Source organism: Deinococcus metalli, from assembly GCF_014201805.1.
GTDB classification, from domain to species: Bacteria; Deinococcota; Deinococci; order Deinococcales; family Deinococcaceae; genus Deinococcus; species Deinococcus metalli.
This window is the reverse complement of the sequence record NZ_JACHFK010000007.1, coordinates 1-12,238: the sequence shown is the minus strand read 5'-3', so window position 1 is coordinate 12,238 and position 12,238 is coordinate 1. Positions and strand designations below refer to the sequence as shown.

Here is a 12,238-nt window from a genome sequence, read left to right as displayed (position 1 = left end):
ACAGCATGAAGATCACGTCATCGTCTGTGGATCGGTCGCCTCGACGACGCCATGGATGAAGCGGTCGAGCCCCCGTTTGCGGGCGGCCTGGATGGTCAGGGCGACATAGGATGTCCCTTCGAGACGGTGATCGGACATCTCGACGCTGCGGATCAGAAACGGCCCCGCCGTCTCGTCTTCCAGCGTGAAGGTCACCTGCTGACCACCCCTGAAGAGGCCCTCCAGATCGTCAATCTCGACGGCCCAGACCTCGCGGGTCTGGAACCACCATGCGCTCACGACCCGCGCCCGCACCGTCTTCTACCGCCGGTGCAGCAGGTAGACCTTCGGGTGGTGGCCGCCGCTGGCGACCTGCAACAGTTCCTGCGCGTGCCATTTCTGCTGATCCTGCAACACCCGCTCGAACATCCTGATCTCGTGCGTGATGACGGCCAGGCGGCCCTGCTTGCTGGTCAGGCGGTGCATCTCTGTCAGGAAGGCGGGATACAGCACCTCGTTGTCCACGTGGCTGCCCACCGCGTCGCCCCACGGGAGGTCGGCAACGACCAGGTCGAAGGAGCGGGCCGGCAGGCCGGTGTGCAGGGCGTCCAGGCACGCGACCTCGATGTCCTTTTTCGCGGCGTGGATGTTCGCCCGCGCGCAGTCCACGGCGGCCTGGCTGGCGTCCACGCCGACCATCGCGTCGCTGGGGCCCATCAGGGCGCGCTCGATCAGCAGGGTGCCGCTGCCGCTCATGGGGTTGAAGATCCGGTCCACGTCGCGCTGCCCGGCGAGCTTGTGCACGGCGTAGGCGATGGTGGCGTTCAGGCCGCCGTGCAGGTTGCACACCCGCCACGGCCGCGCCGACAGCGGTTTCGGGGTGATGCGGGCCAGCACGTCCCAGCCGGGACCATCCAGCTCCGGACGCAGCCGGATCAGCAGTTCGCCGGTCTCCGGGTCATGGGGCAGGTTCAGGCCCTGCTGGAGTTCCTCGGCCAGCCGCTGCATGACGCTGGACTCCTTGCCGGCCGCGCCCAGGCGGAAGGACGTGTGGCCGCCGACCTCCACGACGCTGCGCAGGTACTCGGTGAGTTCCCCGAGCTGCTGGTTGCCGAGCAGACCGCGCGGGCGGGGCACGTCCCAGGTCTGGATACGGTACACCGCCACCACGCTCTTCATGCGGGTGAGGCGTTCGGGGTCGCCGGGATACCAGAAGCGCGGGCCGCGGATATCGCGCGCCAGCGGCACGGCAGCGAGTTCCGTCTCCGCGACGCGCTCCAGCCCGCTCAGGGCGTCGAGTTCGTACTCGTGCGCTTTCTGGCGGGTGCGGTGGTCCACCTTGGGCCGGCTGGCCTTGCGGCCGGTGCCGTGGGGGCGGTCGGCCCCGGACCGGGCGGCGGGGGGTCGGGCAGGGCGGGCGGGGCGGGGCATGACAGATAAGTATAGCCGGGCCTGTAGGCCCCGGCGTACAATCCGCAAGCCGTATGACCCGACCGCCTCCCGCTCCCCTGCCGCCGCCGAGCGCGAGGCGGCTGCGTAAGCCGTGGCTGTCGCGGCGCAGTCCGCCGCAGTTGATCGCGCTGTCCTTCGCGGCGGCGATCGTGCTGGGCGGGCTGCTCCTGTGGCTGCCGATCATGCACGGCGTGAACCCGGACGGCACGCGGCGCAGCGTGACCTTCCTGCAAGCGCTCTTCACGGCCACCAGCGCCCTGTGCGTGACGGGCCTGAACGTCCTCGACCCGGCCAAGGACTTCAGCCGGCTGGGGCAGGTGGTGATCATGCTGCTGATCCAGCTGGGCGGGCTGGGGATCATCACCTTCGGGACGTCATTCGCGCTGCTGTCGCGGCGGCGCGTGAACTACACCGAGCGCATCCGGCTGGCGCAGCAGGTGAGTGCCCTGAGCGCCGGGGACGTGCTGCCGCTGATCCGCAACATCTTCCTGTACACCTTCGTGATCGAGGCCGTGGGCGCGCTCCTGCTGCTGCCGGACTTCGTGGCGCGCGAGGGCTGGGCGCGCGGCGCGTTCTACGCGGTGTTCCACTCGGTGAGCGCTTTCAACAACGCGGGCTTCGCGCTGTACAGCGACAACCTGATGGGCTTCGTGCGCGATCCGCTGGTCAGTCTGGTGGTCGCGGCGCTGATCGTGCTGGGCGGCATGGGCTTCCTGGTGCAGCTGAACGTGGTCGCGCACCTGATGCACCGCCGCCGGCACCGCCTGATGGTGCACAGCAAGCTGGTGCTGACCATGATGGCCGCGCTGCTGGTGTTCGGCACCGTGAGCTACCTGGGCCTGGAGTGGAGCAACCCCCGGACGCTGGGGCCGCTGGGCTTCGGGGACAAGCTGCTGGCGTCGTTCTTCCAGAGCGTGACGACGCGCACGGCGGGCTTCAACACCCTCGACTACGGCGCGATGGGCCTGCCGGTGCTGTTCATCTCGATCCTGCTGATGTTCATCGGCGCGAACCCCGGCGGCACCGGCGGCGGCATCAAGACCAGCACCTTCTACGTGATGATGGCCTCGGCGTGGAGCATGGTGCGCGGGCGCCGGGACACCACGCTGTTCCGGCGCCGCATCGACACCGACACGGTGCTGCGCGCCATGACGGTCGGCCTGCTGAGCATCGGGCTGGTCAACGGCATGCTGATCCTGCTGCTGCTGCTCAACACCCGCCAGGACGTGCTGTTTGTCCAGCTGTTCTTCGAGGCGGTCAGCGCCTTCGGCACGGTGGGCCTGAGCATGAACACCACGCCGCTCCTGAACCCGGACCAGCACGTGATCCTGATCCTGCTGATGTTCCTGGGCCGCATCGGGCCGCTCACCTTCGCGGTGGCGTTCAGCCGGCCGCAGGGCCAGGCGCTGGTGCGTTACCCCGCCGACCGCGACATCCTGATCGGGTGAACATGCCCGCGCGCTACCCTGGAACGCACGAGAGGACGCTGACATGAAGACCAAACAATGCCTCGTGATCGGGCTGGGCCGCTTCGGCACGGCGGTCGCCACCACCCTCTACGAGATGGGGCACGAGGTCGTGGCCATCGACCACAACGAGGAGAACGTCGAGCGGGTGATGAACCTCGTCACGCACGCGGCCATCGTGGACGCCGGAGACGAGCGGGCCCTGCGCGCCATGGGCGTCGCGGACTTCGACGTGGTCGTGGTCGCCATCGGCACGGACGTGCAGGCGAACATCCTGGCGACCATGAACGCCAAGAGCCTGGGCGCCACCTACGTGGTGTCCAAGGCCATCGACGAGATGGCCCGCCGCGTGCTGGAGCGCATCGGGGCCGACCTGGTGATCCGCCCGGAACACGACATGGGCGTGCGTCTGGCGCGGCAGATCGCCACGCCGAACATCGTGGACACCCTCGACCTGGGCGGCGACTACGCCATCGTGGAGATCGAGGCGAACGAGCGCGTGAAGGGCACCCTGCGCGACCTGAACCTCACGGGCCGCTTCGGCGTGCAGGTCATCGCCATCAGCCACGCGGGCAAGATCGAGGTCACGCCGCGCGCCGAGGACATCGTCCGGCCGCACGACCGGCTGGTCGTGATCGGCACCAGCCACAACCTGGACGAGTTGCGCCGCTTCCTGGGCGAGTAACGCGCCGGAACGTCAGTGGGTCCGCACGGCGTGCAGGTGCGGGCAGCGCAGCGTGCCGCGGATGACCTGCGCCTCCACCGCCGCGCGGGACGGCAGGGGGCCGGTCACGCGCGTGCCGGGTCCCAGGGGCAGCGGGCCGGCGGCGGTGTCCAGGGTCACGTGCGCGTTGAGATACACGGCACGTTCCACGCATGCGGCGTCCTGCGCGGACAGCATCAGCGTGCGGGCCGCGCCGCCGGTCGTGACGGTCACCTGCGTGTCCTGGGGCGCCGCCGTGGCGAGCACGCGGGCCGCGCGGCCCTGCGCCGACAGCGCCGCGCTGAGGGCACACAGCAGCGGCAGCAGGGCGGCCAGGCTCCACACCGTCATGGCGCGGGCGGCACCGGGTCTGGACAGCAGCAGGAGCAGCAGGCCAGTGACCATGAGCGTGAGCAGCAGGTACGCGGCGGACATCGGCGGTCATTGTAGCGGCGGGCTGGGGACCACAGAGAGCGACCAGCGACAACAGCCCCCCGACTGTTCCCGCTGGCGCTGGACATCCACTCCCCCCCGGGAGCCGCACGCGCCGGCGAGCCACGACGCTCCTCCCTGCCCGTGCTCCACCAGAATACGCGCCCACGCGTGATCAGGGCGTGATCGGCGTCCTATACACCCGCCGGCCTTCCCCCGGCGCTTCCGCGCGGCTCAGGCGGGCCGTCACTTCAGGGCGGCCTGCTGGGCGTCGTCCAGGGCGGCCTTCGCACTGACCTGCCCGGTGGTGGCGCGGGTGATGGCCTGCTCGATCAGGGGAATCCAGCGGGCGTAGGCGGGCAGCGTGGGGCGCGGCACGGCGCGGGTCATCTGGGCGTGCGCGGCGCGCAGCTGCGGGTTGCGGTCGTACCAGCCCTCCAGCAGCGGCAGCGCGGCGCGGCGCGGGGGGGCGTAGGCGGTGGCCTGCACCCAGTCACTCAGCCGGGCGGGGTCCATCAGGGCCTGCCAGAACGCCACGGCGCCCGCCTGTTCGGGCGCGGACGTGCCGCGCGGCACGCTCAGGACCGCGCCGCCCAGCGGCACCGTGCAGCCCACCTTCTCGCACGGAAACGGCGCCACGCCCAGGGTGAAGAAGGGCAGGCGGCGCGCGTCGTTCCAGTTGGCGACGCTGGCAGGAACGAACAGGTTCTGGCCGCGCGCGAAGTCGAAGGCGCCGCGCGTCGCCTCGCCCAGCGTGCGCGGCTGGGCCTGTCCGGCGGCGCTCATGCGCGCCAGTTGCGTGAGCGCCTCGACGGCCTCCGGACTGTTCAGGGCCGGGCGCGTGCCCTCGACCAGCGAGCCGCCGCGCGACAACACGTTCGCCTCGAAGGTCCACGCGTCCGCCGCGGCGATCAGGGGCCGGCGGCCACCGGTCGCCAGCGTGCGGCTCGCGCCCTCCAGGCCCGTCCAGGTGTCCTGGAAGCTCACGCCGGCCTTCTTCAGCGCGCCCGCGTTGTACAGCAGCACCGGCACCGACACGTTCCACGGCAGGCCGTAGGTCTTGCCGGTCAGTTGCCCGGCCTTCCACACCGACGGGTAGAGGTCGCCGCTCAGGGTGTCCGGCAGGGCGTCCACGGCGCGGCCCAGGTCCGCCAGGTCGCCCTGTGCAGCCAGGTTCGGGAACTGCGTGAACTCCAGTTGCACCAGCGCGGGGGCGGTGCCGGCCTTCAGGGCGTCCTGGAGTTTGGGCAGCAGGTCGCGGTAATTCCCGAACGCGACGGGCACCACCTCGTAGGCGCTCTGGGCGGCGTTGAAATCGCGGGCGTAGCGGGCGACGGTGTCCTTCACGCCGCCCATGGCGTGCCAGAACTCCACGCGCACCGGGGCGGCGTGGGCACTCTGGGCGAGCAGCAGGGTCAGGAGCAGCAGGGAGCGCATGGGCGGAGTGTAGCGGGCGGGCCTGACGCGCGGCCGGGCCGGACGCACGCTCAGGGCAGGATCGGGTACAGGTCGACGCGGGTGCTGGGCTTCACGTCGTCGCGCGCCGCCATGCCGACCACGGCGGTCGCGTCGCTGCGGGCGTTCAGGCGCGTGAGCAGCGCGATGAACTCGTTGACGTCCAGGCCCTGGTTCAGGATGTACTCGTCCGGCACGCCGCGCGTGGTGATATCCACGACGGTGTCCTTGACGAGTTCGCTGATCTGGTCCTGGATCACGCGCGGCTCGGCCTTCAGGTTCACGCTGATGCGGCGGATGATGTCGCCGCGGTGGAACAGGACGGTGTTGGGCCGGGCGTCGCAGCTGAGGTCCACCGGAAAGCCCAGGGCGGCGTTCTGGGCAGCGCGGCACTGCACGAAGGTGCTGGTGTTCAGGCCGCGCAGCGTGGTCTCCAGCGCGGCGCGCGACCCGGACGCCAGGCGCACCGCGGGCGAGCCCTTGGCACCGCGGGTCTGCGCGGCCCTGTCGGCGTCTTTCAGGAAGCCGTCGAGGTTGCGCACGCTGGGCACCACCGCCGCGTACACCAGGTCGTTTTTCGGGTACGCGAGGTCCGTGTTGCGGCTGGCGTTCAGTTCGGCGCGGCTGCTGGAGTACTCGTCCTGCAACTTGCCCAGCGTGGTGCGCGCGGTGGCGAGGTCGCGCGAGAGGGCGTCGTTGCTGCTCTTGAGCGCAAGCTGCTGCTGTTGCAGGACCACCAGGTCGCCCTGCGCCTGGTCGCGCTGCCGGGTGATGCGGTCACGGTCCGCGACGAGCTGGTCACGCTGCGCGGCCACGCGGCTGCGCTCGGCCGCCACGGTGTCGCGCGCCGCCTGCGCGGCCTGCCGCTGCCGCTCGGCCTGTGCGCGGGCGGTCTGCGCGGCAGCCAGGGCCGTGCGGGCGGTGGCGAGCGCCGCCTTGGCATTCTGGAGGTCCTGTTGCGCGGCCTGCCGGGACGCGCCCAGCTGCCCGACCTGCGTGCGCAGCGCGTCCGCCTGGGTGCGCGCGGCCTGGGCCTGGGCCTGCACCTGCGCCAGGGCCTGCCGGGCGCTGACCTGCGCCCGCGCGGACGCCTCCTGCACCTGCAGCGCGCGCGCCTGCGCGGTGCGGGCGGCGGCCTCGGCCGTGGCGGCACGCGCCTGCGCCCGGTCCGCGCTGGCCTGCACCGTCGCCGCGCGGTCCTGGGCGTTCTGCGCTTCCTGCTGGGCCAGGGCGGTGCGGGCGCGGAAGTCGAGCACCTGGGCGTCGAGCGTCTGCGCGCGGGCCTGGCTGGCCTTCAGCGCCGCTTCCGACGCCTGGAGCTTCACGCGGTTCTCCTTCGCCAGGCCTTCCAGGGTGGTGATGGTGGTGCCCAGGGTCTTCACACGGCCCTGGAGGGTGGCCGTCTCGGCCTTCAGGCGCTGCTCGGCCTGCTGGGCGGTCTCCAGGTCCGCGCGGGTGGCGCGCAGGTCACGCTGCGCGGCGGCCTGCAACTCGCCCACGCGCTCGGCCTCCTTGCGGGCGGCGTCGCGCTCGGCGTTCGCGGCCTTCAGGTCGTCCTTCGCGGCCGCGTACTCCCGGCGCAGCGATTCCAGCTGCGGGCGCAACTGGTCTGCGGCGGCGATGATGTCCACGGCATTCTTGTTCAGCAGCAGGAAGGCGGTCAGGCTGGCGGCCGAGATGGCCATGCCCGACAGCACCGCGACGACCAGCGCGGTCGTCTTGGGGCGCAGGCCGAACCAGCGGATGTGCTTGCGGCCCGCCTTGCGCGCGATGGTATCGGCCGCGTAGGCGACCACGCCGGACAGCAGCACCACGAATGCCAGGAAGACCCACAGCATGGTCCGTTCCTCCCCGCGGCCTACAGCTCGAAGTCGTCGCCGAGGTAGTGCCGGCGGACGTCCTCGTCCTGCGCGAAGCTCGCGGGGGTGCCCTCGAACTTCACGTCTCCGTCGAACATCAGGTACACGCGGTCGGTCAGGGCGATGGTCTCGCGGACGTTGTGGTCCGTGATGAACACCCCGATGCCGCGACGGTCACGCAGCTCCCGGATCAGGCGCTGGATGTCGCGGATGCTCTTGGGGTCCACGCCCGTGAAGGGCTCGTCGAGCAGCAGGTAGTCGGGATCGGTGGTCAGGGCGCGCGCGAGTTCCAGCCGGCGGCGCTCGCCGCCCGACAGCTGATACGCGTAGCTGCCCGCCAGGTGCGTGAGGCCGAATTCGGCCAGCAGGGCGTCCGCGCGTACCTCCTGCTCGGCACGCGGGAGCTTCTGGTACTCCAGGATGGCGAGCAGGTTGTCGCGCGCCGTGAGTTTGCGAAACGCGCTGGCCTCCTGCGGCAGGTAGCCCAGGCCCAGCCGGGCACGTTCGTGCATGGGCAGCCGGGTCAGGTCCCGGTCACCCAGCGTGATGCGCCCGGCGCCGGGCCGGATGAAGCCCACGACCATGTAGAAGGTGGTGGTCTTGCCCGCACCGTTGGGGCCGAACAGCGCGACGATCTCGCCGGGCTGCACGGTGAAGCTTACGTTGCGCACGACGGTGCGCCGGCCGAAGGTCTTGCCCAGGCCCTGCGCGCTCAGCACCGGCCGCGCCGCGCCCGTGACCACAGGCGCGGCGGTGTCCGGGTGGGGAACGCTCAGGCTCACGGGGGCAGGGTAGCATGCGTGCCCAGCGCGGCCCGTGAGCCTTTCCAGATTTCGTTGCCGCGGCCGCCTACGTCCGCCGGGGGGGCAGCGCCGCCTTGTGAAACCAGAAGTTGCCCAGGGTGCGCACCACGTCCACGAACTCCGCGATGCTGACCGGTTTGGGAATGTAGGCGTTGGCGTGCAGGTCGTAGCTGCGCCAGATGTCCGTCTCGGCGCGCGAGGTGGTCAGCACGATCACCGGGATGCTGCGCAGGCTGTCGTCGGCCTTGAGGATGTCGAGCACCTCCAGGCCGCTCATGCGCGGCATGTTCAGGTCCATCAGGATCACGTCGGGGCGGGTGGCCTGGGCGTACTTGCCCTCGCGGCGCAGGTACATCAGGGCGTCCACGCCGTCGCGGGCATGGCGCAGCTGGTGCGGGAAGTCCGCTTCCTCGAAGGCCTCCCTGGTCAGCATGACGTCCGCGGGATTGTCCTCGACGAGCAGGATCTCGATACCGGTCATGCGGGCTCCTTGGCGGGGGTCGCGGCGTCTCGGGCCGCGGCGGGAACAGGGTCGGGGGTGCTGGCGGCCGTGGGCACCGCGCCCACCGGGCCGGCGGTGGCGTCCGGCACGCTGAAGCGGAAGGTGCTGCCCTGACCGGGCCGGCTCTCGACCCACACGGCGCCGCCATGCTGCTCGACGGCGCTGCGGGCGACCGCCAGGCCGATCCCGCTGCCATCGTACTCGTCCTGGCCGTGTAGCCGCTGGAAGACCCCGAAGATGCGCTCGTGGTACTGCGGCTCGATCCCGATACCGTTGTCCTGCACGCTGAAGACCCAGCCGCGCCCCTGACGCGCTGCGCTGACCTGCACGACCGGCGCGCGGTCCTCGGCGCGGAACTTCAGGGCGTTGCCGATCAGGTTCAGGAACACCTGCCGCAGCAGCTCGGCGTTGCCCTGCACGGTCGGCAGCGGTTCCAGCACCACGCGGCCTCCCACAGCGGCCACCTGCGCCGCCAGGTCGTCCACGACGCTCCCGACGAGGTCCTGCATGTCGAGCGTGGTGGGAGAGCGTCCGCCCTGGCGCACGCGGGAGTACGAGAGCAGGTCCTGGATCAGGTTCTTCATGCGGGTGGTGGCGGAGGTCGTGAAGGCGATGTACTGGTCGGCGCGCTCGTCCAGCTGCCCGTGGTAGCGCCGCGCGAGCAGTTCGGTGAAGCTGGCGATGGTCCGCAGCGGTTCCTGCAGGTCGTGGGACGCGACGTACGCGAACTGCTCCAGCTCGCGGTTGCTGCGCCCGAGCTTCTCGTTCGAGACGCGCAGCTCGTGCTCGCGGCGCTGCACGGCGGCCGCCATGACGTCCACCTGCCGGCCCAGCTCCGCGAGTTCACGCACGTCGCTGTCCGGGAGGCGCAGGTCGTAGCGCCCGGCCGCGATCTGACGCGCGCCCTCGGTGAGGTGGTTGAGCATGGCCGTGACCGTGCGGGCCACCTGCCACGCGGTCACGAGCAGCAGCAGCACGCCCAGCAGCAGCCCCCCCACCGTGACCAGCCGCACGCGGTTGAGGGTGTCCTGGCTGGAGGCGGTCGCGGCGCTCAGGTTCGTGTTCTCCTCGACCTGCATGTCGTCCAGCGCGCGCCGGGCCTCGTCCAGGATGGCCTTGCCGGCGCCGGTGTCGACCAGCGAGGCCGCCGCCGTCAGCGAGGTGCGCCGGGCATGGATCTCCGGCTCGGCCGCTGTCTGGAACCAGCGGGTCACGAGCGCCTGCACCTGTGCCAGGCGCGCCTGCTGTTCGGGCGGGCTGAGGTCGTGCAGGGCGTAGGTGTGCGCCGAGAAGCGCAGGCGGCCCTCGGCGTACGGGGCCAGGAAGTCCTGGTCCCCGGTCAGGACGTACCCGCGCTCACCGTTTTCCATGCTGGCGACGTCGCCGCTCAGCGAGCTGATCAGGATCAGGCGGGTCTGCGAGTCCGTGACCAGCGCCCTCGCCTGCGCGCCGCGGTTGACGCCCACCAGCACGGCCAGTCCCACACCCAGCATCAGCAGCAGCGGCAGGATCAGGGGGCGGATCAGCATCGACTGCAACGAGGGGCGTGCCCGCGCCCGACCGGCCGTGTCCGCCGGGGCCGGCGCGGGCACGGCCGGCGGACCAGGCGGGATCGGGGCGGGGGCGGGCATCACGGTCATTCTAGTGATGTTCCCGCAGTGCGGGCCGCCGGATTCCTCGCACCGACGGGCCTGCCCGGGGGCCCGGCCGGGCCGCACGTTGAACCGGGTACACTTTCTTCATGACTTTCCGGAGCGTGAAGCTCACCCGCGAGGGTGGCGTCGCCACCCTGACCATCACCAGCAAGAAGGGCGCCCTGGGTCCCGCGTTCTGGGAGGACATGGCGCGCGTCCTGACCGACCTGGACGGCGCCCGCGTGCTGATCGTGCGCGGCGAGGAGCTGTTCAGCGCCGGGCTGGACGTGACGGCCAGCGCCGCGAGCATCGCGCCCGCCCTGGGCGACCCCGAGAAGTTCCGGGCGGTGGTGGACGACATGCACGCCGCTATCGAGGGCCTGGCCGCGCTGCCGATCCCGGTGATCGCGGCCGTGCACGGGTGGTGCATCGGCGCGGGCCTGGAACTCATCGCGGCCTGCGACCTGCGCGTGTGCTCGGCCGATGCCCGCTTCCGCCTGCCGGAAGTCCGCCTGGGCATCACCGCGGACCTCGGCGGCCTGCAACGCCTGCCGCGCGTGATCGGCCACGGCCGCGCCGCGCACCTCGCCCTGACTGCCGAGCCCATCGACGCGCCCACCGCCGAACGCTGGGGCCTGGTGACCGAGGTGCTGGACACCCCGGACGCGCTGTTCGCCCGCGCGCAGCAGCTCGCCCTGCACCTCGCCGGCCTGCCCGCCCGCGCGCTGGAGGGCACCAAGCGCATCCTGAACGACGACCTGCCGCACGCCCGCAGCCTCGCGGACGCCGTGCAGTGGAACGCCCTGCACATGACCGCCGAGGGCCTCGCCAGCGCCCTGAAGACCTGAGACGGTCTGACTGTCCGAATGTCCACGCCGCCAGCCCCTCGACCGCATGCCAGGTTGACCTTCAGCTCGCACCCAGGAGACCCATGACCCAGATGCCCCCGCATTCCCTCGGCACCCTCGCGCCCGGCACGCCCCAGAGCACCTTCCGCCCCGACCTGCTGGCCGGCAAGCACGCGCTAATCACCGGCGGGGGCAGCGGCATCAACCTGGGCATCGCGCAGAGTTTCGCCGCGCACGGCTGCGCCGTGACGATCCTGGGCCGCAACCTCGACAAGGCGCAGGCGGCCGCGCGGGGCATCGTGGACGCGGGCGGCCGGGCGCTGGGCGTCAGCGCGGACGTGCGCGACTACCCCGCAATGCAGGCCGCCGTCGCGCGGGCCGTGGGCGCGTTCGGTGACTTCGACATCGTCCTGGCCGGCGCCGCCGGGAACTTCCCCGCGCCGGTGGACGGCATCAGCCCCAACGGCTTCAGGACCGTCGTGGAGATCGACCTGATCGGCACGTACCACACCATCAAGGCCGCCGGCCCGCACCTGAACGCTCCCGGCGGCACGGTGCTCAGCATCAGCGCGTACGGCATCCCGGTGCCCATGCAGGCGCATGTGGTCGCCGCGAAGGCGGGGGTGGACATGCTCACGCGCACCCTGGCCATCGAGTGGGGCCTGCGCGGCATCCGCGTGAACGCCATCGTGCCTGGCCCCATCGACGGCACCGAGGGCATGGCCCGCCTCGCGCCGGACGAGGCCAGCCGCAGCCGCGTGGCGGGCAGCGTGCCGCTGGGCCGCATGGGCGTGCCGCAGGACATCGCCAACGCCGCCCTGTTCCTAGTGTCCGACGCGGCCAGTTACGTGACCGGCGTGATCCTGCCCGTGGACGGCGGCCAGAACATGCTCGGCGGCGCGCCGCAGTACCAGACGTACCAGCAGATGGGCCTGGCGCAGCCGAAGCCCTGAGCGTCATGCGTCCCGACCCCTGCCGTGCGTGCGGCGGGGGCCTTCACATTTGCCCCTGCGGCCTGCATGAAGTCTGCGTCTCTCATGGACGGCGTCTTGGTGTGCCCCCGGCATCCTCTGCTCAGCCGGGACGTGACCACCACGTCCCGCCC

Annotated in this window: 12 protein-coding genes; 4 read left to right on the top strand and 8 right to left on the bottom strand. The window is 71.5% G+C overall.

Annotated elements, in window-relative coordinates; genetic code table 11:
- Positions 1 to 12 precede the first annotated feature (12 nt).
- Positions 13 to 279 carry a hypothetical protein gene (locus HNQ07_RS13950; protein WP_184112808.1) on the bottom strand — a complete coding sequence of 89 codons (267 nt, stop codon included), beginning with the start codon at positions 277 to 279 and terminating at the stop codon, positions 13 to 15.
- A 21-nt stretch (positions 280 to 300) separates the two neighbouring features.
- Positions 301 to 1,410, bottom strand: coding sequence for a methyltransferase domain-containing protein (locus tag HNQ07_RS13945; protein WP_184112807.1), 1,110 nt, complete (start codon positions 1,408 to 1,410; stop codon positions 301 to 303).
- Between the two features lie 53 nt (positions 1,411 to 1,463).
- On the opposite strand from HNQ07_RS13945, the gene HNQ07_RS13940 reads away from it, so the two are divergent.
- Positions 1,464 to 2,879 carry a TrkH family potassium uptake protein gene (locus HNQ07_RS13940; protein WP_184112806.1) on the top strand — a complete coding sequence of 472 codons (1,416 nt, stop codon included), beginning with the start codon at positions 1,464 to 1,466 and terminating at the stop codon, positions 2,877 to 2,879.
- A 43-nt stretch (positions 2,880 to 2,922) separates the two neighbouring features.
- Positions 2,923 to 3,582, top strand: a complete 660-nt coding sequence (locus HNQ07_RS13935) for a potassium channel family protein (protein ID WP_184112805.1) — start codon at positions 2,923 to 2,925, stop codon at positions 3,580 to 3,582.
- Between the two features lie 12 nt (positions 3,583 to 3,594).
- Here the strand turns inward: HNQ07_RS13935 and HNQ07_RS13930 are convergent, their stop codons facing one another.
- The 6 genes from HNQ07_RS13930 to HNQ07_RS13905 all read right to left on the bottom strand — a co-directional run bounded on the left by HNQ07_RS13930 (position 3,595) and on the right by HNQ07_RS13905 (position 10,282).
- A complete protein-coding gene (locus HNQ07_RS13930) occupies positions 3,595 to 4,035 on the bottom strand; it encodes a hypothetical protein (protein ID WP_184112804.1) in 441 nt (146 codons plus the stop codon).
- Between the two features lie 243 nt (positions 4,036 to 4,278).
- The gene (locus tag HNQ07_RS13925) at positions 4,279 to 5,469 is read right to left on the bottom strand and encodes an ABC transporter substrate-binding protein (protein ID WP_184112803.1); all 1,191 of its coding nucleotides are present in this window, start codon (positions 5,467 to 5,469) and stop codon (positions 4,279 to 4,281) included.
- Between the two features lie 50 nt (positions 5,470 to 5,519).
- A complete protein-coding gene (locus HNQ07_RS13920; protein WP_184112801.1) occupies positions 5,520 to 7,325 on the bottom strand; it encodes a DUF3084 domain-containing protein in 1,806 nt (601 codons plus the stop codon).
- 20 nt (positions 7,326 to 7,345) lie between these two features.
- Entirely contained in the window at positions 7,346 to 8,122 is a 777-nt protein-coding gene (gene lptB / locus HNQ07_RS13915; protein WP_184113262.1) for an LPS export ABC transporter ATP-binding protein, read from the bottom strand.
- A 73-nt stretch (positions 8,123 to 8,195) separates the two neighbouring features.
- Positions 8,196 to 8,630 carry a response regulator gene (locus HNQ07_RS13910; RefSeq protein WP_184112799.1) on the bottom strand — a complete coding sequence of 145 codons (435 nt, stop codon included), beginning with the start codon at positions 8,628 to 8,630 and terminating at the stop codon, positions 8,196 to 8,198.
- A complete protein-coding gene (locus HNQ07_RS13905) occupies positions 8,627 to 10,282 on the bottom strand; it encodes a sensor histidine kinase (RefSeq protein ID WP_184112797.1) in 1,656 nt (551 codons plus the stop codon). Before HNQ07_RS13905 ends, HNQ07_RS13910 begins: the two co-directional genes overlap by 4 nt.
- A 110-nt stretch (positions 10,283 to 10,392) precedes the next feature.
- Here HNQ07_RS13905 and HNQ07_RS13900 point away from each other — a divergent pair, with 110 nt between their 5' ends.
- Together HNQ07_RS13900 and HNQ07_RS13895 are read left to right on the top strand one after the other, a co-directional pair.
- The gene (locus HNQ07_RS13900; RefSeq protein ID WP_184112795.1) at positions 10,393 to 11,133 is read left to right on the top strand and encodes an enoyl-CoA hydratase-related protein; all 741 of its coding nucleotides are present in this window, start codon (positions 10,393 to 10,395) and stop codon (positions 11,131 to 11,133) included.
- 83 nt (positions 11,134 to 11,216) lie between these two features.
- Positions 11,217 to 12,086 carry an SDR family oxidoreductase gene (locus tag HNQ07_RS13895; RefSeq protein WP_373298046.1) on the top strand — a complete coding sequence of 290 codons (870 nt, stop codon included), beginning with the start codon at positions 11,217 to 11,219 and terminating at the stop codon, positions 12,084 to 12,086.
- The last annotated feature ends 152 nt before the right edge of the window (positions 12,087 to 12,238 follow it).